The 19,909-nt window shown below is 51.0% G+C and carries 20 protein-coding genes; 1 reads left to right on the top strand and 19 read right to left on the bottom strand.

Features of this window, described 5'->3' with window-relative positions:
* Positions 1-86: 86 nt before the first annotated feature.
* The 11 genes from EDM60_RS22855 to glmU all read right to left on the bottom strand — a co-directional run bounded on the left by EDM60_RS22855 (position 87) and on the right by glmU (position 13,346).
* Positions 87-380 carry an RNA-binding S4 domain-containing protein gene (locus tag EDM60_RS22855; RefSeq protein ID WP_063230333.1) on the bottom strand — a complete coding sequence of 98 codons (294 nt, stop codon included), beginning with the start codon at positions 378-380 and terminating at the stop codon, positions 87-89.
* Between the two features lie 2 nt (positions 381-382).
* Positions 383-1,870 carry a bifunctional methyltransferase/pyrophosphohydrolase YabN gene (gene yabN / locus EDM60_RS22860; RefSeq protein WP_122966024.1) on the bottom strand — a complete coding sequence of 496 codons (1,488 nt, stop codon included), beginning with the start codon at positions 1,868-1,870 and terminating at the stop codon, positions 383-385.
* A gap of 33 nt (positions 1,871-1,903) precedes the next feature.
* Entirely contained in the window at positions 1,904-3,538 is a 1,635-nt protein-coding gene (locus tag EDM60_RS22865) for a putative polysaccharide biosynthesis protein (RefSeq protein ID WP_122966025.1), read from the bottom strand.
* Positions 3,539-3,695: 157 nt separating this feature from the next.
* Complete coding sequence (gene spoVT, locus EDM60_RS22870) at positions 3,696-4,238, bottom strand: stage V sporulation protein T (protein ID WP_092274966.1); 543 nt, start codon at positions 4,236-4,238, stop codon at positions 3,696-3,698.
* Positions 4,239-4,475: 237 nt separating this feature from the next.
* Positions 4,476-5,552 carry a peptidylprolyl isomerase gene (locus EDM60_RS22875; RefSeq protein WP_122966026.1) on the bottom strand — a complete coding sequence of 359 codons (1,077 nt, stop codon included), beginning with the start codon at positions 5,550-5,552 and terminating at the stop codon, positions 4,476-4,478.
* A 33-nt stretch (positions 5,553-5,585) separates the two neighbouring features.
* Complete coding sequence (gene mfd / locus EDM60_RS22880) at positions 5,586-9,134, bottom strand: transcription-repair coupling factor (protein WP_122966027.1); 3,549 nt, start codon at positions 9,132-9,134, stop codon at positions 5,586-5,588.
* Positions 9,135-9,285: 151 nt separating this feature from the next.
* Positions 9,286-9,516 carry an anti-sigma-F factor Fin gene (locus EDM60_RS22885; protein WP_007726431.1) on the bottom strand — a complete coding sequence of 77 codons (231 nt, stop codon included), beginning with the start codon at positions 9,514-9,516 and terminating at the stop codon, positions 9,286-9,288.
* A gap of 94 nt (positions 9,517-9,610) precedes the next feature.
* Complete coding sequence (pth, locus tag EDM60_RS22890) at positions 9,611-10,180, bottom strand: aminoacyl-tRNA hydrolase (protein ID WP_063230327.1); 570 nt, start codon at positions 10,178-10,180, stop codon at positions 9,611-9,613.
* Between the two features lie 111 nt (positions 10,181-10,291).
* Positions 10,292-10,894, bottom strand: a complete 603-nt coding sequence (locus EDM60_RS22895; RefSeq protein ID WP_063230326.1) for a 50S ribosomal protein L25 — start codon at positions 10,892-10,894, stop codon at positions 10,292-10,294.
* Positions 10,895-10,987: 93 nt separating this feature from the next.
* Positions 10,988-11,938 (bottom strand): ribose-phosphate diphosphokinase, encoded by a 951-nt coding sequence (locus tag EDM60_RS22900; RefSeq protein WP_063230325.1) that lies wholly within the window; start codon positions 11,936-11,938, stop codon positions 10,988-10,990.
* 22 nt (positions 11,939-11,960) lie between these two features.
* Positions 11,961-13,346, bottom strand: a complete 1,386-nt coding sequence (gene glmU, locus EDM60_RS22905) for a bifunctional UDP-N-acetylglucosamine diphosphorylase/glucosamine-1-phosphate N-acetyltransferase GlmU (RefSeq protein ID WP_122966028.1) — start codon at positions 13,344-13,346, stop codon at positions 11,961-11,963.
* Between the two features lie 195 nt (positions 13,347-13,541).
* Between glmU and EDM60_RS22910 the strand changes: the two genes are divergently transcribed.
* Entirely contained in the window at positions 13,542-14,552 is a 1,011-nt protein-coding gene (locus tag EDM60_RS22910) for a CobW family GTP-binding protein (protein WP_122966029.1), read from the top strand.
* Positions 14,553-14,609: 57 nt separating this feature from the next.
* Here EDM60_RS22910 and spoVG read toward each other — a convergent pair whose 3' ends face one another.
* The 8 genes from spoVG to rnmV form a co-directional block, all read right to left on the bottom strand.
* Positions 14,610-14,897: a septation regulator SpoVG gene (gene spoVG, locus EDM60_RS22915; protein ID WP_005828662.1), complete on the bottom strand. Its 288-nt coding sequence runs from the start codon at positions 14,895-14,897 to the stop codon at positions 14,610-14,612.
* Positions 14,898-15,116: 219 nt separating this feature from the next.
* Entirely contained in the window at positions 15,117-15,500 is a 384-nt protein-coding gene (locus EDM60_RS22920; RefSeq protein ID WP_122966030.1) for a RidA family protein, read from the bottom strand.
* Between the two features lie 6 nt (positions 15,501-15,506).
* Positions 15,507-16,340, bottom strand: coding sequence for a pur operon repressor (gene purR, locus EDM60_RS22925; RefSeq protein WP_063230321.1), 834 nt, complete (start codon positions 16,338-16,340; stop codon positions 15,507-15,509).
* Between the two features lie 55 nt (positions 16,341-16,395).
* Entirely contained in the window at positions 16,396-17,274 is an 879-nt protein-coding gene (gene ispE, locus EDM60_RS22930; protein ID WP_063230320.1) for a 4-(cytidine 5'-diphospho)-2-C-methyl-D-erythritol kinase, read from the bottom strand.
* 233 nt (positions 17,275-17,507) lie between these two features.
* Positions 17,508-17,687 (bottom strand): small, acid-soluble spore protein, alpha/beta type, encoded by a 180-nt coding sequence (locus tag EDM60_RS22935; RefSeq protein ID WP_063230319.1) that lies wholly within the window; start codon positions 17,685-17,687, stop codon positions 17,508-17,510.
* Positions 17,688-17,806: 119 nt separating this feature from the next.
* A complete protein-coding gene (gene veg, locus EDM60_RS22940) occupies positions 17,807-18,079 on the bottom strand; it encodes a biofilm formation stimulator Veg (protein WP_122966031.1) in 273 nt (90 codons plus the stop codon).
* A gap of 291 nt (positions 18,080-18,370) precedes the next feature.
* Positions 18,371-19,267, bottom strand: a complete 897-nt coding sequence (rsmA, locus tag EDM60_RS22945; RefSeq protein ID WP_063230318.1) for a 16S rRNA (adenine(1518)-N(6)/adenine(1519)-N(6))-dimethyltransferase RsmA — start codon at positions 19,265-19,267, stop codon at positions 18,371-18,373.
* Between the two features lie 3 nt (positions 19,268-19,270).
* Positions 19,271-19,819, bottom strand: a complete 549-nt coding sequence (gene rnmV, locus EDM60_RS22950) for a ribonuclease M5 (RefSeq protein ID WP_063230317.1) — start codon at positions 19,817-19,819, stop codon at positions 19,271-19,273.
* Between the last annotated feature and the right edge of the window lie 90 nt (positions 19,820-19,909).

Raw genomic sequence — 19,909 nt, forward strand, 5'->3', positions numbered from 1 at the left:
AACGTCCTGCGGTTTTGTGCCACCAGTAGCCTTGTCAAAATAAAAAGACTGCCGTAATGGCAGTCTAAGTTGCAATCCTGGGCACGTTACCCTTTCAAATAAGCGTCCTCTTCTTTTTCGTCACGTGGCACGGGAACTTCACCAATGACTGTATAGAGCGAAGCTGCTTCTTCTTTTCGCGGATTTTCCTTGATGTCTTCTACTTTTACGGAAACGATCTTTTGTCCGAAACGGATCGCCAGCTTGTCGCCAATTTTCACGTTGCTGGATGCTTTGGCCGGACGATCGTTGATTTCTACCCGAGCTTTGTCGCACACTTCTTTTGCCAGCGTACGGCGCTTGATCAGGCGGGATACTTTCAAATACTTATCCAGTCTCATCCTTACTCTCTCCCTTTTGTCTGGTGTTTGGCTTCCTCCCACCATTTGTCCATTTCCTGCAAATCGGTTTGTTCAAAGGTGCGGCCAGCTTCGTGCAGCTTCCCTTCGATATAGGAAAAACGCTTTTTGAACTTGTTGTTTGTCAGTGCCAGCGCTTCTTCCGGATCAATTTTGAGGAAACGAGCCAGATTGACCACGGCAAAGAGCAAATCGCCCAATTCGCCAGCGCGCTCTTCTGCGGACGCTTCCCGCAGCTCGTTGTATTCCTCTTCTACCTTTTTGTACACATCTGCAATATCGTCCCAGTCGAAGCCGACTTCCGCTGCTTTTTTCTGAAGCTTGTAAGCGTACATCAGTGCTGGCAGATCGCGCGGAATACCGGAAAGTTTGGACGCGGCGGCCACGTCGATTCCTTTTGCCGCTTTTTCCTGTGCCTTGATTTCTTGCCAGTTCGCGAGCGCTTCCTCTGAATCATTGGCACTCTTTTCCCCGAATACGTGCGGATGACGGCGCACCAGCTTCTCATTCAAAGTCGCAACCACATCGTCGACGGTAAAATATCCATCTTCCGCTGCGATTTGCGAATGCAGCATGATCTGCATCAACAAATCACCCAACTCCTCGCACATCGCATCCGGGTCTTCGTCATCAATCGTTTCCAGTACCTCGTACGTTTCTTCGATCAAATTTTTGCGAATGCTTTGATGCGTCTGCTCGCGATCCCACGGGCAGCCATCCGGACTGCGCAAAATGGCGACGATCTCTTTTAAATAAGAAAACTGACGGTATGATACGGTGTCGTCTGTAGTTGGCGGCACGTACACCAAAGACAAATTGCCGAAATGCTCGACCCGGTCCAGCTCGTACAGCGGAACGCTCTCGATCCGCTCTTGGCCCGCTACGCCGACAGCTGTAGCCACCGTTACCACGTAATCATCCGGCAACACTTCCATCAAGGTCAGCTTCACATCCGATGCGACGAAAGCATCGTATACTTGCGCGATAATCGTGTGCAGCCCTGGCGACACTTGATGCGCCGAGAGAGCCGTCCCGTCGAGCAAGGAAAAGCCCTCGATCGGGTCGATGTGCAGTCTTGCGAAAAGGGGGTCGATAAAGCTTTGCCCGCCGCCGATCTCAATCTGCACGCCGCGATTCGGGCCTTCTTCAAGCAACAACTGAACCGTGCGTTCCGCCACCAAAGGATGGCCAGGAACGGCGTACACGATATGACCTGCTTCCTGCACTTTGCCCAACAGCCGTTCGACGATGTCTGCGTACACCTCGGCGAAGCCGTCGTGCTGCTCGTACACTTCGTCAAAAGAGGTCAGGGCGACGCCTTCGCTTGCCAACTGCGCGACAACCGGATGCTCTTTCGTTCTCAAGTACAGCTGGTCAGCCTGTTTGAGTGTCCGATAAATCCCATACGGAAGCTGATCGAGGTCACCTGCGCCCAGCCCCACTACCGTAATCGTATTTTTGTTCTTATCCAATCGTTTCGCCTCCACTCGACTACCTCATGCCTTTTATTTGGGGAGAAGCTGGAACCGTGTCAACAGCGCAGCAATTCGTTTTCCTTTTGGCAGGAAATGAATGTCGTTTCGCGTAAGCCCGCCTGTTTTCAAAAGCGCCAGCACATACACTACTGCCCCTGCACCAACGGCAAGCAGTCCAACCAGCGTCTGGAACAGTCGTTCAGACATGCCTGCCTTCCCGAGCAAGGCCGTTGCTCCCCATTCCACAATCAGGACAACCACTGACATGACGATGACAGACAAAAACGGCTTTTTGACTGTTTGGCGCAATCCAATCTGCGCCCCTGTATATTTTTTCACAGCGAGCACGTTCAACCCCATCGCTACGAGATAGGCAATGACCGTAGACAGTGCCGCGCCGGAAATCCCCCAAAGAGGGACGAGCGCAAGGTTTAATATGAGTTTGACGAGCACACCGATAAACAAGTTGCGCGCAGGCCGCATGACGCGCCCCAACCCTTGCAAAATGCCCGCGCTGGCAATGCTCAATGTGGCAAAAATAATCGTGAAGGATTGAACCGCAAGCGCTTCGGTTCCGTTTTTATCGCCGTACAGCATGACGTTGATCGGCTCGGCAAGCAGGGCCAACCCAAACGATGCCGGGAGTCCCAGCAAGAATGTCAGGCGAATGGCGATTTCGGAACGGTTCGCAATCATTTGATGCTGACGCTGGGCGACTGCTTCGCTGATCGCAGGCACAAGCGCCAAAGACAGCGAGGTGGCAAAAAATGTACCGAACTGAATGAGCGGTTGCCCGCGGTCAAATGCCCCTTTTGCCAGTTTGGCCAAATCTTCCGGGGTCCCGCTGATTTGCAGCATGTTCACGACGGTAACAGAATCGACAAGCGGGACGAGCGGCAAAACAAGCGCCCCCATGCAAATCGGAACCGCATACATCAACAGGCTGCGCAGCACCTGACGGTTGGTCCAGGCGCTCACTCCCGCTTGCTGAGTCCTTTCCGGAATCAGTTGGGCGCCCTGCTTGTCTCTTCTCCAGTACCAAAGCAAGACGAGGATGGCGGCAATACCGCCGGGAAATGCGGCAAACACCGCTCCCGTACCAGCGAGATAAGCATCCTGGTAAACGTTCATCGCCCAGAAAGCGGCGACCAAAATGAAAATAACGCGAATCAACTGCTCAATAACTTGTGATACTCCTGTTGGCATCATGTTTTGATGTCCTTGAAAATACCCGCGCAAGATCGCTGCCATCGGCACGAGCGGCAGGGACCAGGCAACAGCACGCAGCGGAGTCGTCAAATGCTCATCCCCCATGAACCGGGCAATGACTGGTGCTCCTGTGTACAACAGCATAAAGAAAAACAAGCCGAGCACGACCAGCGCAATACTGGCAACACGGAACGCTCTTCGCGCTCCCAGCGTATCGCCGATTGCGACGCGCTCCGAGACGATCTTGGAGATGGCGATAGGAAAGCCTGCCGTCGCCAGGATCAACAACGTGGTATACAGCGGGTATACTTGCATATATACGTACAAGCCGATATCTCCGGCAATGTTTTGGTATGGAATGCGGTATACTGCGCCAAGCAGCTTGGAGACAAGACCGGCAACCCCTAATATTGCGGCGCCTTTCACAAATTGAACAGATGCCTTTTCTTGAGCCATGTGCGTGAAATTTCTCCTCTCCAACCAGAAACTTCGTCCATTATACCACAAGCAAATCGGCGAGAAAAAATCTGCCAAGCCCTGAACGCAACAGGATCAGCTGATTTTTTTACGACAAAAAAACAGCCTCTTTTGTCCGAGGCTGTTTTTGTTCTTGCTATTGTTCCATTTGCTTTGCCAGGAAACCGGCCGCTGTTTCCGACATCTTCATCTCCAAATCACTCATCTTCGTCGATTCATTTTTGTTGAGCAGGATGACAGAACCGATCGGGTCCCCTCCCGCTACAATCGGAGCGACGACAAAGGAACCGTACGTTTCACTCATGTCGCGGCAAATTTCATAAGAACCGGCGTTTTTCTCCAGTCGTGTCTTGCGTTCCTCCAAACACTTCTCCACAATGCTGCCAATCGCTTTTTCCAGATATTCTTTTTTCGATGCGCCAGCGACAGCGATCACACTGTCACGGTCTGAGATTAATACCGTATGATTCATGCTTTCGTACAGGGAGTCAGCGTATTCTTTTGCAAAATCACCCAGTTCTCCAATCGGTGAATACTTTTTGAGAATGACTTCTCCGTCACGATCCACAAAAATCTCAAGCGGGTCGCCTTCACGAATGCGCAGTGTACGACGAATCTCCTTAGGAATCACGACCCGACCGAGGTCGTCAATTCGACGAACGATACCAGTTGCTTTCATGTCATGTTGCCTCGCTTTCCCTGAGAAGTGGGTAGTGAATAAATGGTGGTTGGTTACTTGTATTTTTTCCTCAAATTCTAATTTTAACTATGGGTGCTTGCATCAATTTTTACCAATTGCTTTGTTACTCTCCCCCGGGTGGTAGCGAGTGATAATAGTATTTGCCCACGCTTCAAGAATATGCGAGAAAACGAAAAAACAGGGAAACGGATTCCCTGTTTTTGATCAGACGACTTATTATTTTGGAGCGGCCTCGTTTTTGGATGCAGGCACGTTGTATTTCGTGATCAGCTTGTCCAGCTCGTTTTTGCCAAAAGCGTCATAGCCAGACTCCAGCGCACCTGCGCGAAGCTGCTCCTTCATTTCGTCGAAGGTTTTTTCTTTGCGGTTTTCCACTTTAATGATGTGGTAGCCAAAGCTTGTTTTCACTGGCGGGCCTACTTCGCCCACTTTTTGTGTAATCGCTGCGTCCTTGAACTCAGGCACCCATTGGCTTACGTCAGCATCTGCGTACAGACCGCCGTTTTCCTTGCTTCCAGGGTCATCGGTAAACTCCTTCGCCAGCTTGGCGAAGTCCTCACCTTTTTTCAGACGCGCTTCGAGGTCGTTGGCGATTTTCAATGCTTCCTCAGGCTTGCGCTGTTCTGTCGAAATCAGGATGTGGCGTACGGATGCAACGGTGCGCGATGCCTTATCCATTTTGTCAAATTCTTGCTTCAGCGTATTGTCGCTGATGTTCTTTTTCAGAACGGTAATCGATTCGTTGATGAGCGCCATTTGGTTGGTTACCATTTCTTTGGTGACCCCTTGGCCTTCCATCAGCTTTGTGAACTTGGCTTCATCCTTGCCCAGGAAGCCCATGTACTGACCTTTGATTTTTTCAAAGGTTTTATCCGCCAAGTCCTTGGCTTCTTTTTTCATGGCATCGTCTGAGCGACTGGCCAAAATTTTCGTTGCCGTGTACTCGCGTGCAAAAGCTTTCAGCGCTTGATTGTCGGCAGCCTCGATCATCGTGCCTTGTTGCGGGTTCATGAAGTTGATTACGCGCAGGAACTCTTCGAACTCCTGACCTGTAATCGTTCCACCCTGATACTCAACAACCACAGCCTTCGCATCTGCTGTATATGGCAGAGTCAGCTTAGGAAATTGTGTCAAAGGATCGTTGGCATCAGTCGCTTGGTTTCCTTGTTTATTACCGTCTGTCTGACTGGATGGATTTTGGTTTTGCTGAGCATTTTCTTCTGCCTTGCCGCAGCCCGTCATGAGCGCCACGACCAAAACAGCAGAAGACAAGATCGCTACAGAACGTTTCATAGAAATCTCCCTTCCTGGCAAGTCCTCTGCCCATTAGGACACAGGACTCTCCGTACCGGTGTCTTTACGCACCTGGTGAAATTGACGAAGCAGCTTCTCGATCAGCTGTACACCTTCGTCTTCCCTTAACCCCTTTACTTTAACAGTAATCGTGATCTGTTGTCCACCTGAGAGCCCCAACCTCCGGCTCCAGTTGCTGGCAAGCGCAAACAGAGCACCGCCATCAATGTTGTTGTTTTGGCTAGGATGGAGAACGAGCTTGATTTCATCCGGATTTTTTTGGCTGATCTCGGTGATGTGGTGTTGCAGCGCATAGACACGCAAACGGGAAATGGTCAGGAGATTGTCAACCGGCTGCGGAACAGGGCCGAAACGGTCCAACAATTCCTCTGCCAGATCGTCGACATCCTCCAGCGTGGATACCGCCACAAACTTTTTGTACATCTCGATCTTTTGCCGGCTGTCGGTAATGTACATAGACGGGATGTAAGCATCGAGCTGGAGATTGATTTCCACAGGCGTAACCGCTTCCTGCTTGACCTCTCCCTTCAACTCGTCAATCGCTTCCTTGAGCATCTGGCTGTACAGGTCGAAACCGACTGTATTGATAAACCCGTGCTGCTCGGCACCGAGCAAATTACCAGCCCCCCGGATCGACAAGTCGCGCATGGCGATCTTGAAGCCGGAGCCGAGTTCCGTAAATTCCTTGATCGCCTGAAGCCGTTTTTCTGCGACTTCTGTCAGCACCTTGTCCCGTTGGTATGTGAAGTAAGCATAAGCAATCCGGTTCGAACGTCCAACCCGTCCGCGAAGCTGATACAGCTGGGACAGGCCCATTTTGTCGGCATTGTGGATGATCAGCGTGTTCACGTTCGGGATGTCCACCCCGGTCTCAATGATCGTCGTGCTGACCAACACGTCAAAATTCCCTTCCAAAAAGTCGAGGATGACGCCTTCCAGCTCGCTCTCATTCATCTGGCCGTGCGCTACCGCGATCCGTGCATCAGGCACGAGCATGGATATTTGTTCAGCCATCTGCTCAATGCCTTGCACCTGATTGTAGAGGAAAAATACTTGGCCGTCGCGCGCCATCTCGCGCTCAATCGCTTCTCTCACCAGCGCAGGACTGTATTCCATTACGTACGTCTGCACAGGGAAACGGTTTTCTGGCGGTGTCTCGATGACAGACAAGTCACGCACACCCAGCATCGACATGTGCAGCGTCCGCGGGATTGGCGTCGCGGTCAACGTGATAACATCGACATTTGTCTTGATTTGCTTCAGCTTTTCTTTGTGACTCACACCGAAACGCTGCTCCTCGTCGACGATGAGCAGTCCGAGTTCGCGAAACGTCAAGTCTTTGGACAGCAAACGATGCGTTCCGATGACGACATCGACAGTGCCTTCCTTCAGTCCTTTTAACGTAGCGTTTTGTTCCTTGCGCGAGCGAAAACGGCTCAACACCTCAACCCGGATCGGGTAGTCGGCAAAACGCTCACGAAACGTCTCGTAATGCTGCTGCGCCAAAATCGTCGTCGGAACGAGAACAGCCACCTGTTTGCCGTCCATGACAGCCTTGAACGCTGCGCGAATCGCCACTTCTGTTTTTCCGTAACCCACGTCTCCGCAGACGAGGCGATCCATCGGGCGTCTGCGCTCCATATCGCTTTTGACCTCAGCGATTGCCCGCAACTGGTCGGGAGTCTCCTGATACGGAAACATCGATTCAAAGTCACGCTGCTCGGTTGTATCTGAGGAAAAGGCGTGACCGACCGCTGCTTCGCGCGCAGCGTACAGCTTGATCAAATCTTCGGCAATGTCTTTGACGGAAGACTGAACTTTGTTTTTGACCCGCTTCCATTCGCTTCCGCCCAAGCTGTAGATTTTCGGCTGGGCTTCTTCGCTCGCCACGTACTTTTGCACATGGTCGATTTGATCGATCGGCACAAACAGGCTGTCGCCTGCTGCGTATTGAATGTGAAGGTAATCTTTATGAATTCCGAGTATTTCCTTGGTTTCAATTCCAAGGTACTTCCCAATCCCGTGATTGATGTGCACCACAAAATCGCCGGGCTTTAGCTCCAAGTAATTTTTGATCCGCTCCGCATTGTTCATCGTCTGCTGAACTTTGCGCGCTTTACGCTGCTTGGCGGTAAATACTTCGCCCTCCGTAATAACGACCAGCTTGTTCAGGGGCAGCTCGAAGCCTGTCTGGAGGTTCCCCAAGATGATCGTAGGACGCCCTGGTGGCACCACCTCAACCGCTTCGGTCAACACATCTGCTTCCATCTCATAATCGTGCAGGACGCGCTCCAGACGTTTGGCACGCTCCAGATCGGCCGCGACAAAAACGATCTGGTCCTGAGACTTTTTCCAGCGGGCCAGCTCTGTTTTCAGCACATTCATCTGTCCGTGGAAGTTCTGCATAGTGCGACAGGTCAGGTTGACGATGTTTTGCGGCTGGGTCTTGGGAGATTGTCGGAGGAACAAAGACAGGTGGACAATCTGCCGCTTCTTGTGGGAAACGATGTCTTCATAAGTGCGGGACAGGCTCAGGTTAGCCATGTACTCGCCCTGAATGATTCGTCCGGTCAGCCACTCTGCTTCTTCTTTTTGCAGCTGTGCTGCCGTATCCAAAACGCGGGAAGGCTCATCCATGATCAAGAGGGTTTCAGACGGCATGTAGGAGATCAGCGTGTCCTGTGACGGATAAATGACGGAAACGTACGAGTACAGCTGAGCAAAACGCTGCCCTTGTTTCATACGCTCGACATCCGAACCAATCCGCTCGACCACTTTTTCCTTGGCGGCGCCATCTTTCAGCTTGGCAACGGTTTCACCGAGCTTCTGCTCTAAGCGAACAGCCGCTTCCATCAGCAAAGGCGTAGAGGCGATCATTTCTTTTGCCGGGCCCAAAATGTAGGTTTGCACCGATTCAAGCGAGCGCTGGGAAAGCATGTCGAACGTACGGATCGAGTCAATCTCCACATCGAACAGCTCGATGCGCACAGGCCACTCGGAATCAATCGGGTACAGGTCGATAATTCCGCCGCGAACGCTCAGTTCGCCTTTTCGCTCGACCATATCGACGCGCTCGTAACCAAGCTCGATACAGCGGGACAAAAACGATTCGATATCCAGCTCGTCACCGACAGACAGCGTAATCTGCGCCTCTTTCCACACTTCGGGAGGCACAACCAGGCGGCGCAATCCGGCGAATGGCGCAACCAAAAAACCCGTAAAGCCTTGGGCCAGACGGTTGAATACATGAATGCGCTGCGCCAGCATCTCGGGACTGGCGATGGCAAGCTCAGAGCCAATCAGCTCGTTTCCCGGATAAAGCAGCACTTGATCAGAAGGAACCAGCTCAATAAGATCCTCGTATACTTTTTGTGCTTGGTACATGTTATGCGTGACGACACAAACCGGGCGCCCGGTCATCTGTTTCAGTGCCGCCATCAGTGTCTGTCGGGCTGAGCCTGCTAGACCGGAGACAAGCTGCTCATGCAGACCTTTCTCCAAACCAGCCACAATTGTCCCGACGTTCGAGTCTTGTTTCATCGGGTTAATGATGACTTGCATTCACTAATCCCCTCTCTAATTCTTCTGTCATCTACAGCCAGAGCATGACTGGTCAAGCGATTTGCCCGCGGGTCGACCATGCGAAAAGAAGCCTTAGCTCCCCAAGCTAAGGCCTTGTCAGTGCAAGCCTTCCTAACGAGTATCCACTTATTTATTGAAGTGGGTTTCCAACTAGCGAAAGCTCTGGATGCTGAATCAGCGCTTCACGGCAGTAGTCGCACGTGATGCTGACGACCGTATCTCCACTTTGTTCTCTCGATATTATAAGAGCACGCTCCTCCGGGGTCAAGGAATCAAACCCGAGCTGCGCTTCTGTCACTTGCGATTCGTCAAATTCCGCGATTTTCATGCCGCAGCAACGACACGTATAGCGAATGCTCATGCATATGCCACCCCCATACCTTTCATATCGCTTAGTATGGTCGGTTGGGTGGAAAATCATACTAGCGGCAAGCCTGACTCCTGTGTGCCGCCGCTTATTTTTGCAGGCTGTTAAACTGGTTCATCACTTTAATAAAAGGCTCTCTCGTCCACATCGCCGCTGCATCGGCAGCATGCTCCACAGCTTCCTGAATCAGCGTTCTCTCCGCAGCAGGGAACGATTGCAGCACGTAGTCGCTCACACTGCGCCCTGGCTCTGGACGGCTGATCCCGACCTTGATGCGTTTAAATTCCTGGGTTCCCAAATGTTGAATCATCGACTTGATGCCGTTGTGACCACCAGCACTGCCTTTTTCACGCAGGCGAAGCTGTCCGGTCGGCAAGTCGAGATCGTCAAAAATGACAACCAGATCATCCGGAATCAGCTTGTAAAATTTCAAGATTTCTGCGACTGACTCACCGGACAGATTCATGTACGTCTGCGGTTTGACAAGCAGCACCTTTTCGCCTTCCACCCGGCCTTCGCCGACAAGAGCGCGAAACTTGTTTTGCGTAACGGGAATGCCCCATTTGTCGCTAATCTTATCTATGGCCATGAATCCGGCATTATGTCTGGTGTCTTCATATTTTTTACCTGGATTACCCAATCCAATGATTACTTTCACGTTCATTCCCTCCTACTCTCTCCCCATTGTACTAGAATGACATCGGTAACAAAAGAAAAAGGGCCCGCAGTCATCAACTCGGCCCCTTCTTTCCATCATTCGACTTTTTTCTTATTCAGCCGCAGCCTTCTCTGCTACGGCTTCCGCCTCTTGCTCCGCTTCGATCGACTCTTCCGACTTGGCCTTCACTGGCAGGACACTGATCAGCACTTCTGTAGGGTCAACCAGCAGCTCTACTCCCGCCGGAACTTCCAGGTCGGCTGCCAAAACAACGTCTCCAATCTGGAAGCCGTCCACGTTCACCAGGAACGATCCCGGAATATTGCTTGGCAAGCAGTTGACCTCTACGTTATGGCGCACAAGCGTCGCTACTCCCAATTCAGGATCTCCCGTCATGAGGACAGGTACCGACGTCTGCATTTTTTCGTTCATATTGATTTTCTTGAAATCGGCATGCAAAATGTTGCCCTGCAAAGGATGGCGTTGCAATTCGTTTACCATCACATCATGGGTAGTTCCATCCACATCCAACCGGAACGGCTTGTTTGTCGTCTGGTGACGCAAGGCCGCATCCAGCTCCCGTCCATTGATTTGAATCGACTGACTGCTTACATCGCTTCCGTACACGACACCAGGCACCCAGCCTTCACGCCGCAGCACCTTTACGGAATTGCCTGTTGTTTGGTTACGCACTTGAGCCTTTATCGCTTCCACAAAAAAACCTCCTCGGACCCTAGCTAGTAAAAGTTTCCTCACTAGCTTGTCCAAAGGAGGTTTATTTCAATCCCCTAAAAGGGGATGCTTGCCTTAATCGAACAGCTTGCTGACAGACAGTTCTTCGTGTACGCGAATGATCGCTTCGCCAATGATCGGCGCTACGGACAGAACGGTGATTTTGTCGATAATTTGCTCTTGGGTCAGCGGGATCGAATTGGTTACGATCAACTCTTTGATCTTCGAGTTGGCGATACGCTCGATTGCTGGACCGGACAGAACAGGGTGTGTGCAGCATGCGTAAACTTCGCGGGCACCAGCTTCTACCAATGCATTGGCAGCCAGGGTGATTGTTCCCGCTGTATCAATGATATCGTCAATAATGATGGCAGTTTTGCCTTCGATATTACCGACGATGTTCATGACTTCCGCTACGTTTGGCTCTGGGCGGCGCTTGTCGATAATGGCGATTGGCGCTTCCAGACGCTCAGCCAGCTTGCGGGCACGAGTTACGCCGCCATGGTCAGGCGATACGACGACGATGTCCTTCAAGCCTTTTTCGGAGAAGTGTTTGCCCAAAATCGGCACACCGAGCAGATGGTCCACAGGAATGTCGAAGAATCCCTGGATTTGTGTTGCGTGCAGATCCATGGTAATTACACGTTGCGCTCCTGCGGTTTCAATCAGGTTGGCAACCAGTTTTGCTGTGATCGGATCACGTGCGCGCGCCTTGCGATCTTGTCTGGCATATCCGTAGTAAGGAATAACAACGTTGATGCTTTTTGCAGATGCGCGTTTCAGTGCATCGACCATTACCAAAAGCTCCATCAAATGCTCATTAACGGGAGCAGACGTTGGCTGAATAACAAATACGTCACAACCGCGAACGCTTTCATTCAATTTAATTTGGCATTCGCCGTCACTAAAGCGCACAGCTTGTGCATTTCCGAGCGGTACACCAATGTGTTCAGCGATTTCTTTTGCCAATTCAGGGTTTGCGTTGCACGTAAATACCTTCAGTTTGGGGTCGCGGTAATTAGCCATGATCTTCTCTTAGAACCTCCCGTTATGATTGCTTTTTGCCCTTGCGAGGCATTTTGTTAGCGTAATCTGGTTTATTCACTTGACGCTCACGTGCGATCGCAAGCGCATTGTCAGGCACATCCTGAGTGATGGTCGATCCTGCTGCTACATACGCATTTTGTCCAACGGTAACGGGAGCCACCAGATTGCTGTTGCAACCAATGAACGCTCCGTCCTGGACGATTGTCTTATGCTTGACTGCCCCGTCGTAATTGACGGTTATCGTACCACAGCCGATGTTCACGCCATCGCCAATTTCCGCGTCACCTACATAGCTGAGGTGAGGTACTTTGCTTCCGTCGCCGATCTTTGTATTTTTCAATTCGACGAAATCACCGATCTTCGCTTTGCGGCCAATTTGCGAGCCTGGACGAATGTAGGCGAATGGCCCGACTGCCGACTCTGCTTCCACGCTTGACTCTACCATGACCGAATAGGAAATGGTGACGCCGGAACCAACCTGCACATCTGTCAAGTCAGCCTGTGGCCCAATGACGCAATCCGTGCCAATGGTTGTCCGTCCGCGCAAAAATGTACCCGGTTGGATAACCGTATCGGCCCCGATGACGACATCTGCCTCGATATACGTAGAAGCCGGATCAATGATGGTAACACCATTGCGCATATGACCGTTGGCAATCCGCTTCCGCATATACGCTTCCGCTTCAGACAGCTGCACACGATCATTGACGCCCATCGTTTCCTCAGGGTCAACCGCTTCGTACGCCACTACCTTTTCGCCCGCTTCCCGCAAAATGCCGACAACGTCTGTTACATAGTATTCGCCTTGCGCGTTGTCATTTTTCACTTCCGCCAAGGCTTTCCATAATTTGCGATTGTCATAACAGTATATGCCCGTGTTAATTTCCTGGACCGCCCGTTCCGCTTCTGTAGCGTCCTTATGTTCCACGATTCGCAATACTTCGCCCGCCTCGTTGCGCACGATGCGCCCGTAGCCTGTCGGATCGGGGAGCACGGCGGTCAATACAGTTGCAGCCGCTTGCTGCTCTTCGTGATAGGTCAGCAAGGCGGACAACGTCTGTTCAGACAAGAGGGGAACGTCTCCGTACAAAAGAAACGTAGTGCCTTCTTTATCCTGTAAAAACGGCGCTGCCTGCGAAACGGCATGCGCCGTTCCCAATTGTTCTTCTTGCAGTGCGTAAGTAACGCCCTCGCCTAGTTTGGCGCGGACCACGTCAGCACCATGACCTACGACGACAACGATGTCCTCAACCTGCATAGAAACCATCGTATCCACAACATGCTGAACCATTGGTTTCCCACATACAGGATGCAGAACCTTGTACAGCTTCGATTTCATCCGCGTACCCTGACCAGCGGCCAGAACCACGGCATGGATCTTAGACATGTCAACCCTCCATCGTAGAAGTTCCACAATGACTATATCTTAATCATATGTGGATTTCAAGACAATCGATGCAGGATTATCGCCGTTTCCCTGACATTGCCTGAAAGTTGTTCATCTAACAGACAACATTTAATAATCTGACAAAAAGTGATATATTGATGGGCGAAAGAGGTTATATAAAGGAGGCAGGAAGGAATGCCAGCGGATGTCTACTTGCTGACCGGATACTTGGGCAGCGGAAAAACGACCTTATTGCAAAAATGGCTGACTCATCTACGCGTCCAGAACGAAAACGTAGTCGTCCTGATGAATGAAATGGGCGAGGAAGATATTGACGGCGAACAGCTGCAAGGCTTTGGCTTCCCCGTAAAAAAGCTGCTGGACGGTTGCATTTGCTGCTCGATCAAAGGGGAACTGACAGAAGGCTTGCGGGATATTTTGAACTCCCTGCAACCCGATCGCATTTTGATAGAAACAACAGGAGTCGCCGACCCGATCGATGTCATCGATACGCTTACCCATCCCGAGCTTTACGATCGCATCGAGCTGAAAGGGACGATCAGCGTCGTGGATGCTTCCCGCTTTTTGGATCTCAATTCGCGCTTTGCCTCCACAGCGGCTCTCGTGAAGACCGTCCGCAATCAGGTCAAATACGCCGACCTCATCCTGCTCAACAAAACAGATATGGCGAGCGCAGAACTGGTGGAGCGCGTCAAGCAGAAGCTCGCGGAGCTAAACCCGAAAGCGCCGATTCACCAAGCGGTGCAGGCGAACATCGATCTCTCCCGGCTTCAGGCTGTGAAACGAGTCGAGCATGTGAGAGAACCCGATTCTGCCTCCCCTGCTCCCGTCCAAACAACGATCGGCCGCATGTCCACGATGGACAGGCTGAAACAATCGCTCGGCCTGAAAACGAGCACACCTTCGCTTTACAACAGCATCGATACGTTTTCCTACACTTTTACTGGGCCGATAGACGAGAAAAAATTCGAGGATTTTTTGTATGATCTGCCCAAAAACGTGTATCGGGCAAAGGGGTATGTGCTCTTTCATGGAAAAAAAGAACTGATTTCGTTCCAGCACACGGACAATCAAGTGCTGTTCTTTCCATTCGAGAACTTCGGACCGAAACTGGTCGCTGTTTTTATCGGGGAAGGAATGGATCAACAGGAAATTACAAGAAAATTATCCAAATGTTACGGGTAATCAGACGCCGAAGCACCCTGCCAGAAATGACAGGGTGCTTTTGTATTGGGTGCTATTTTACGCACCCGCTTCGATCGTGCTTTCTTCTTCTTGACCTACGCGTTCATACTCGGTCAAAACAGCAGCTTGGATCTTTTCACGGGTAGTCGAAGAAATCGGATGGGCGATATCGCGAAATTCTCCGTCTGGTGTGCGCTTGCTCGGCATTGCAACGAACATGCCGTTGTTTCCGTCAATGACACGGATATCATGAACCACAAATTCATGGTCAATTGTAATGGATGCAATCGCTTTCATCCTACCATCCGTATTCACTCGGCGCAGTCTTACGTCTGTAACTTCCATCTAGTTCACTCCCTTTATCTATGAAACGCGTTTAGGAGTATTTCCACCCTCTGGGTAAATATTCCTGCTGATGTTATGCAATTTTTAAAAAAATATATAAATATGTTCATAACATCAACTCTTTACACGGCACATTTTTACTATCCATGTTATAAACAACGCAAAAACAGCCTAACGCAACGAGCATCAGGCTGTGTCGAATTTCCAATTATTCTATTCTTACGCTTCGATATAGGCAACGATCTCGATCTCTACTTTTACATCGCGCGGCAGGCGTGCCACTTCAACGGTAGAGCGAGCAGGCTTGTGATCGCCAAAATATTGGCCATACACTTCGTTCAATTGCGCAAAGTCATTCATGTCCTTGATGAATACGGTCGCCTTCACTACATGCGAGAGGTTTCCTCCTGCTTCTGCCAGAACAGCTTTGATGTTGGAGAACACCTGATGGGTTTGCTCCACAACGTCGCCTTCTACCAGTGTGCCGTCCGCACGCAGCGCGATTTGGCCGGATGCAAACAGAAACGGACCTACTTTTGCAGCCTGGCTGTACGGGCCGATAGCTGCTGGAGCCTTGTCAGTTGAAACAAAAGAGATTGCCATTTTGATCTACTCCCCTCTATTTTCAAAAAAACTGCCTAGCTCAATTTCAATCTGCTTGCCCTTGAAGTCGACATCTTGCAGTTTGGCAAGAGACACATACTCATCAACCAATCGCTCGGACACATCTGCTGTCGTTTCGACCAGCACGCCGCAACCAACAACAGTCGCGCGGAACTCTTGAAGCAGATCGATCATGCCGCGCAGCGTGCCGCCAGCCTTCATGAAGTCGTCCACGATCAGGACGCGGGACTGCTCGGCCAAGCCGCGGCGAGCGAGAGACATCGTCTGAATCCGCTTACTGGAACCGGATACGTAATTGATGCTTACCACAGAACCTTCCGTCACCTTGTTGTCGCGACGCACAATGACGACAGGCACATTCAAAAACATGGCTGTCGCGTATGCGAGAGGGATTCCTTTTGTCTCCACTGTCATGACCACATCGACGTTTTTGTCAGCGTAAGCAGTGGCAAAAAGCTTGCCGATCTTCGCCATAGTCGCCGGGTTGCCGAGAATGTCGGACATGTACAGGTATCCACCTGGCAAAAGTCTTTCCGGATTGGCCAATTGCTCGATCAGTTCGCGCATGAAGTGAAGGGCCTCTTCCGTTTTTACCTGGGGAATATACTTCACTCCGCCTGCCGCACCCGCCACCGTCTTGAGCTGTCCTACACCCTGGACCTCAAACGCTTCCTTGATGATCGACAAGTCTTCACTGATGGATGATTTCGCTGCGCCGTATTGTTCCGCAAACAGAGTGAGAGGAGTCAGCGTATGGGGATGGGCAAGCAAGTGCTGCGTCATGTCAACCAGACGCGCACTTCTGCGCAATTTCTTCATGGCTCTTCCTCCAAAACCGAATATTATGCTGCTAATGTATCATTTTTATACGTGTTCATGCAAGTATTTCCCCATCTTGGGAGCCTAACATTCGGACAACAAACACATCTTTGACAAAACCTCTGAGTGCATTGTAGATCCTATGTACTTTCGCTTCCTTTTGCACGAGGGCAAACACCGTAGGACCGCTGCCGGACATCAAGACACCGTCCGCTCCGGACGCGATCATCAGCTCCTTGATTTGCCGCACTTGCGGATAAAGGGAGAGCGTGACGTTTTCCAACACATTTCCGAGCGACTGGCACATTAATGAAAAGTCTTGCTCTGAGATAGCTTGAAGCATCTGCCTGGTGTCAGGATGATTGTCGATTTTGTCGACGCGCAAGTTCCCGTACACATCAGGAGTGGACACACCGATCGGCGGCTTGGCCAAAATCACCCAGCAAGGGGCCGGCGTTCCCAAATGCGTGATTTGCTCCCCGCGCCCTTTTGCCAGCGCAGTTCCGCCATAGACGCAAAAAGGGACGTCAGAACCGATTTCTGCGCCAATCTCCGCCAGTTCATCCAAGCTCAATCCGAGATTCCACAGCTGGTTCAAACCGCGCAACGTCGCCGCGGCATCACTGCTGCCGCCAGCAAGTCCGGCCGCAACCGGGATTTGTTTGTCTATATACAACCGTACGCCCTGGCGCACCTGATAGCGTTCTTTTAAGAGCACTGCCGCTTTATAAGCATGATTGCGGATATCATCCGGTACGAAGCTGGCAGAGCAGTCCAGCGTAATCTCACCATCTTCGCGCAGAGTCAAGTCTACACGATCTGCCAAGTCGACGGTAGTCATCACCATTTCCACTTCGTGATAACCGTCCGGCCGTTTGGCAAGCACATCGAGAGTCAGATTGATTTTGGCCGGAGCTTTGACCGAGATACGCACGTTGTTCACCTCTGCCTACTATACTAAATTTCCTAGTCTCTTATTGTAGCATAGCCAATCTCTCCCCTGCCAGTTGATACCCCAAAAAGAATAGGATCGAGATCATTGCGGTTATTTCGAAAATTCAGCAGTGTTTTTCGGCATGAAAAAAGCCGGGAGGTCCCGGCCTTGTCAACGAGTTTGTATGATTGTATTCCTGAGATGGGATGTGTCCGCTCGCGTCCTGCCAGCGCTTATGACCGTCTGGCAGCCAGTGCTTCCTCGGCAAGCTGTACAGCTCGCTTCACCATGTTTCCCGCGTCACGCGTCGTGATGCCTCCCCAGCCCTCCGCCTTTACCGTATCGTAAAAGCCAAGCTCCTTGGCGAGTTCCATCTTGAACTGCTCTGACATCATTCCTCGTCTGCGACCCATAGCATCCTCCCTTCCCGTTGACAGGTATAGTGTGCTCCAAGTCCAGCTTTTTCATCTTCGCGCCCAAATATTTACAACCTTTTGATAGCAAAAATAAAACAGTAGAACCCAAAAGGGCTCTACTGTTGTACAAATGTGATGCGGATGTGCTCGTTATCGCGGCACACCGTCAACTCTACTGTTTCCGTCAAGATGTCGGCATAGCTGTAGGAGACCCGCTCAAAGAGTTGATCGTCGTCAAGCTTTACCACAAACACAGATGGGTATGTTTCTTCGAGGATGCCACTTCGTTCGACGGTTTTACGGCGACCTCCATTGGCCTTCAGAAGGATGCGTTCACCAATGTGCCCGTCTAAACTGCGTTTAATGTCAAGTAACGCGTTTCTTGCCATTGTTCCATCCACCTCGCTTACATCTATTATAACAGCTCAATTATATTTTGTCAAAGAAATAAAAAATTATAGCAACCCTGTAGATATTTTGTCAACGGGGTTTTTTTCAGCAAATTAGCAGATATTTGTCACCTGCTCTCCAACAGTATGTCCACAATGCGCAAAAACCTTGCTGTAGCAAGGCTTGCCGATAATAGCCCGGCCTTTATTTCCCGCATTTTTCTTGCATTCATCGACAAAAAACCCCCGTCTTTGGCTTTTTCCGTCCAAAAACGAGGGTAAAAGTTTGTCTTATTGCCCAATAAGGCCGCGCCGCAAGCCTTCGTTGGCTAGGCGGGCGAACTCCTCGATACTGAGGGTTTCGCCGCGGCGGGTCGGTTCAATCCCGATGTCAGAAAGCATCTGTATTACTTCATCCTTCTGTGTTTTTAGAAACAGACCGTTCATCAGGTTGTTCAACAAAGTTTTGCGCCGTTGGGCGAACGAGCAGCGCACCACCCGGAAAAACACATCCTGGTCGTCCACTTCAACTGGCGGACGATCCCTGACTTTGAGCCTGATGACGGCAGAATCGACGTTAGGACGAGGAATAAACACGCTGGCTGGAACGATCATCGCGACTTCTGTTTCCGCATAAAACTGCGCCGCGACAGAAAGAGAGCCGTAGTCTTTCGTGCCTGGCTTGGCAGCAATTCTCTCAGCCACTTCTTTTTGAATCATGACCACGATGTTCTCCAGAGGCAGTCTCTCTTCCAGCAGCTTCATCAAAATCGGCGTCGTCACATAGTAAGGCAGATTGGCTACGACGCTCAGCTTCTCGACCCCAGCCAGCTTCTCTGTAATGAGGGAACGCAAATCAAGCTCCAGCACGTCGCCATGCACGACCTCGATATTGTCGTAGGGCGACAGCGTGTCCTGCAAAATGGGCAAAAGCCGCTGGTCGATTTCAATCGCCATGACCTTCCCTGCTGCTCGTCCCAATTGTTCGGTCAAAGCGCCAATCCCCGGGCCGATTTCAATCGCGCCTTTTTCCTTCGTCAGATCAGCTTCGTCCACGATATTGTGCAAAATGTTGGTGTCTACGAGGAAATTTTGGCCCAAACTCTTCTTGAAGGAGAAGCCGTACTTCTCCAGGATTTCTTTTGTTCGCGTAGGTGTGGCAATATCCTTGCCTGCTGCTTGCGTCATTGCTTACTCCCTCTCTTTATCGATGGCTTCTACAGCCGCTTTAAATTCCGCGCGAGTGATTTGAAAAGCATTCAGCCGTTGCAGCATTTGCTTGGCGTTGGCGTAACCGATCCCCAAAGCTTCCCCAAGCTTGATTCTCCGCTCCTTGGCATCGCTTCCCGACGTGAGTCCATTTTCCAGCAAATCATCGGAGGTAATCTCTCCGGCTGTTTCCGCCATCTCTGTCCGGACTTCCGACAGCGCGCGAACAATCACTTCCGGTGTAGCGTTCTCCACCCCGATGTCGCCTTTTTTCATACCGTCCTCCTGGGTAATGAAGGCGTGCTTGCAGCCCGGTACGGAACGACTGATGATCTTGCGAATGCGCTCCCCCTGATAATCGGGGTCTGTAAAAATAATGACGCCGCGCTTCTGCTGCGCCAGCCGGATTTTTTCTATCGTTCTGGCATGGATGGCGGAACCACCCGTTTCAATCGTGTCAGCGTTCACTGCACGCTTGATGGCAGCGGTGTCGTCTCTCCCCTCCACGACGATGACCTCTTTTATTTTCATGACGTACTCCTACTTTCGTACAATGTCGCTTTTGCTAGTAGTGTTCCAAAAAAATCAGGCAAAAAGCCTGAAAATGCCGAAACGAATCCT

Source organism: Brevibacillus parabrevis, assembly GCF_003710905.1.
In the GTDB taxonomy this organism is placed as follows: Bacteria; Bacillota; Bacilli; order Brevibacillales; family Brevibacillaceae; genus Brevibacillus; species Brevibacillus parabrevis.

Excerpts from the sequence above, each read along its gene's own strand:
- EDM60_RS22920 (WP_122966030.1), bottom strand. The coding sequence starts at position 15,500 with ATGGCAATCTCTTTTGTTTCAACTGACAAGGCTCCAGCAGCTATCGGC.
- spoVG (WP_005828662.1), bottom strand. The coding sequence starts at position 14,897 with ATGGAAGTTACAGACGTAAGACTGCGCCGAGTGAATACGGATGGTAGG.
- EDM60_RS22885 (WP_007726431.1), bottom strand. The coding sequence starts at position 9,516 with ATGAGCATTCGCTATACGTGTCGTTGCTGCGGCATGAAAATCGCGGAA.
- EDM60_RS22900 (WP_063230325.1), bottom strand. The coding sequence starts at position 11,938 with ATGGCTAATTACCGCGACCCCAAACTGAAGGTATTTACGTGCAACGCA.
- veg (WP_122966031.1), bottom strand. The coding sequence starts at position 18,079 with ATGGCAAGAAACGCGTTACTTGACATTAAACGCAGTTTAGACGGGCAC.
- spoVT (WP_092274966.1), bottom strand. The coding sequence starts at position 4,238 with ATGAAAGCAACTGGTATCGTTCGTCGAATTGACGACCTCGGTCGGGTC.
- rnmV (WP_063230317.1), bottom strand. The coding sequence starts at position 19,819 with ATGAAAATAAAAGAGGTCATCGTCGTGGAGGGGAGAGACGACACCGCT.
- EDM60_RS22935 (WP_063230319.1), bottom strand. The coding sequence starts at position 17,687 with ATGGGTCGCAGACGAGGAATGATGTCAGAGCAGTTCAAGATGGAACTC.
- EDM60_RS22855 (WP_063230333.1), bottom strand. The coding sequence starts at position 380 with ATGAGACTGGATAAGTATTTGAAAGTATCCCGCCTGATCAAGCGCCGT.
- purR (WP_063230321.1), bottom strand. The coding sequence starts at position 16,340 with ATGAAGAAATTGCGCAGAAGTGCGCGTCTGGTTGACATGACGCAGCAC.
- EDM60_RS22875 (WP_122966026.1), bottom strand. The coding sequence starts at position 5,552 with ATGAAACGTTCTGTAGCGATCTTGTCTTCTGCTGTTTTGGTCGTGGCG.
- EDM60_RS22865 (WP_122966025.1), bottom strand. The coding sequence starts at position 3,538 with ATGGCTCAAGAAAAGGCATCTGTTCAATTTGTGAAAGGCGCCGCAATA.
- glmU (WP_122966028.1), bottom strand. The coding sequence starts at position 13,346 with ATGTCTAAGATCCATGCCGTGGTTCTGGCCGCTGGTCAGGGTACGCGG.
- rsmA (WP_063230318.1), bottom strand. The coding sequence starts at position 19,267 with ATGACGCAAGCAGCAGGCAAGGATATTGCCACACCTACGCGAACAAAA.
- mfd (WP_122966027.1), bottom strand. The coding sequence starts at position 9,134 with ATGCAAGTCATCATTAACCCGATGAAACAAGACTCGAACGTCGGGACA.
- EDM60_RS22910 (WP_122966029.1), top strand. The coding sequence starts at position 13,542 with ATGCCAGCGGATGTCTACTTGCTGACCGGATACTTGGGCAGCGGAAAA.